The organism is Herpetosiphon sp., assembly GCF_003512625.1.
In the GTDB taxonomy this organism is placed as follows: Bacteria; Chloroflexota; Chloroflexia; order Chloroflexales; family Herpetosiphonaceae; genus Herpetosiphon; species Herpetosiphon aurantiacus.
Genome location: NZ_DOPT01000029.1, coordinates 1 through 2,691, shown reverse-complemented (window position 1 = coordinate 2,691; position 2,691 = coordinate 1). Strand labels below are relative to the sequence as shown.

1 protein-coding gene is annotated in these 2,691 nt (G+C 46.5%); it reads left to right on the top strand.

Annotation, left to right across the window (positions count from 1 at the left end):
- On the top strand, nt 1-2,550 hold a 2,550-nt coding region (locus tag DEF47_RS06615; RefSeq protein WP_287045034.1), incomplete at its 5' end, for a hypothetical protein.
- Nucleotides 2,551-2,691 lie beyond the last annotated feature (141 nt).

Here is a 2,691-nt window from a genome sequence, read left to right as displayed (position 1 = left end):
ATTGGCAACCTGAACGCGATTGGTTCAAATGGCTATTCCGATGCCAGCATTGATAGCTTTTTATGGACACCTGGTTTTTATTATGTGCTGGTCTATCCGCTGGATGAAGATCAATCGGGTGATTACAACTTGGCAATTGAAGCAACATTTGATCAAAATTTGACCAAACCATTGCCAATTCCCTTTATGATTAACCAGAGTGAGCCACCAGATTGCAAACGCTCGCTGTATATCACCAACAGCGATTACTTTAATATTTATGAAGCATTCGCGCCTTATAACACCAGTGTTTATACCGAATTACTTGGTTTAGCATCGAAACCAGGCGATACAAGCGGATTGGTGCTTGATTTAGCCAATATTTCATGGATTCAGCCAAGTAATGCATTTAGTGATCAATCAACGCAGTGGGATAACAATCGTAATAATCCGTTCTATGCCAATCGGATTGCTGAAGGCGTGCATCATCTAATCACTCAATATGCGCGACGCTGTGCGAGCTTGCGCTATGTCACAATTGTTGGCGGCGATTACGTTGTGCCATTCTATCGCGTGCCCGACGAAACCGTGATTGCCAACGAAGGCGATTATTTGGCAAGTTCGGGAATTAACACCAATAGCTTCACCGCCAGCAGCCTGAAATACAAAACAATCTTGACTGATAATATTTATGGGGCAATCAAGCCAATTCCTTATCGTGGTCGCCAGTTATGGGTGCCTGAACTCAGCGTAGGCCGCTTAGTCGAAGGTGCTGATGCAATTCATTTATATCTCAAGAGCATGAACCTGCATACCGATTTCCCGAGTGGCAGCATGATCAATTTAAATCCTCAACCGCAACAAGCAAATTTGGTGACAGGTTATGATTTCTTGCTTGATCAAGCCAAGGTTATCTCGGGAACATTGACAAATTTAGTCGGTGCGCGTCCGGTTGGTTTGATCAGTGATACCTGGGATGCAGATGATTTACTCTCAATCTGGTGGCCCGATGTCAATAATGGGATGTCCAACTCGCCCTATCCAGCTCAATCAATTAATGCCCACTTTACCCACTATCAGGCGATTCCGGCCAATTTTGAAACCTCAACAGATGTAGTCGAAGCAAAGGTTCTCTTTCAGCATCCTTTTAGTCCGGTCGCCTTAGAAGATGCTTATCAACGTAATCGTTTAGGCTATAGCGTTGGCTGCCACTCAGGCTATAGCGTCTACGATAACGATGTTGCTGGTGGCCTTACAAACCCAGTTGCGATCGATTTCCCTCAAGCGTATATGAAGCAACATGGAGCATGGATTGGCAATACTGGTTTTGGCTATGGTGATAGTGATTTAGTCGGCTATTCGGAAAAACTCATGGCTCAATTTACTCTCGAAATTGGCCGTGAGTGGAAAAATCAATCAGGATTTTATGGGGGCATGCCTATTGGCTATGCCTTAGTTCGGGCCAAACGCAGCTACTTACGCGAAGGCACACCAGGCACATTTAGTGTCTACGATGAGAAAGTGCTGTTGCAATCAACCTTGTATGGTTTGCCAATGATTCGGGTCTTGGTGCCTAATCCAATTCCCTTCCCCCCAAATGATCGCCAAGATTTTGCCTGTTTGACCTGCCCACCATCAGTTGCCCATCGAGCAACTGTCACCGATCGGGCAATTGATCGCGATATTACCTTTAACATTAACTACACGACTGCCCAAGATAATGCCCGTGGCAAAATCCTCAGGGCACAAGCAACCGTGGTCAACGATACCGAAGGTTTGCTCACGGGCCAGATGTTTAATAGCTCGTTGGTCAATGCGGCGGGTTTGCCATCATTGCCTAACTTTAGCATTCCACTGTCGCTGACCGATGGTTTTGGGGAACAACGGATTCAAGGGATTCAGTTCCTTGGTGGAACCACAACCACCGCCGCAACCTTTAATCCGGTTATTACGCGTTTGATTACTGATGAGATTTATTTGAGCCACGAACCAACCTTTGATTTTACTGATCGTTGGTATCCCGACCAACCATTTAGCTATAGCGTGTTCGAAAGCGATAATCTCGATGATGATGGCCCGCTCAACCAAGATCGACGTTTCTCGCAGCTCTTGCTAACTCCAACCCAATTTAAAGGCAACACATCGGGCGGTGAGTTACGCCAGTTCAGCACCATTACGCTACGGCTGAAATACTTGAGCGATGGCGCTGATGATGATTTGCTTGATGATACTTTTGACCCAATCGTTCGTGATACCCAGCGCACTAGCGACGGCAAAATTCGGGCAATTGTGATCGAGCGCGATAACGATGGCCCGGGTGATGAGCTTGATGCTGAGATGGTTGTCAAAACCAACACTGGTGCTTGGCAAACTGTCAGCATGAATACCTTCCAGATTGGCACAACTGAACGCTGGCAAATTGAAGGCAGCCTTCCAGCCAATACCTTTCTACCCTTGCAACTGTTGATTCAAGCGGAAGATGAGGCTGGTAATGTCGGGGTTGAAACCTATGGCGGGCGTTTCGATATTGATTATGAAATGTATCTGCCCAATGTGAATGTCAACCGCTAGCTAGCTTTCCCTCACCCCCTAGCCCCCTCTCCCGCCAAGCGAGAGAGGGGAAACCTTACTTCGTTTTATTACAAATCAACAATTCTCTTATTCAGCGGCAGATGCATAGACATCCCTGATTGTGCTTGAGGGGGTGCAGGG